The sequence below is a fragment of the Dorea sp. 210702-DFI.3.125 genome, assembly GCF_020560945.1.
Classification (GTDB): Bacteria; Bacillota; Clostridia; order Lachnospirales; family Lachnospiraceae; genus Dorea; species Dorea formicigenerans.
On record NZ_JAJCNF010000114.1, the window covers coordinates 1 to 285 of the forward strand.

The following is a 285-nucleotide window of genomic DNA, read 5'->3' on the forward strand; positions in this document are numbered from 1 at the left end:
TTCCACCGAGAGCTATGATGGGCATTGACTCTTGCGGTATGCTCCTCAGTGCTATCCACGAAGAAGAAGGCGAAGAAAAGCTCCATCTTCTGATGGTTGATGACCACATTCCAGCAGGTGCAAAGCTCTATTAAGATGATGTAAAGATGTACCGTTTTACCGAATAGACGGGACGTACTTCATTTGATAAAAAACTAAAAAAACAGCGATTTACATCAAACTTACATCAATTGATGCAGAAATCGGTGCAAGCAAGAAAAAATCGCATAATTAGTGCAATGAGTG

1 pseudogene is annotated in these 285 nt (G+C 40.7%); it reads left to right on the forward strand.

The features are described 5' to 3' along the window. Positions 1-134: pseudogene (locus LI164_RS16450) on the forward strand (methionine--tRNA ligase subunit beta); the annotation flags it as partial. Positions 135-285 lie beyond the last annotated feature (151 nt).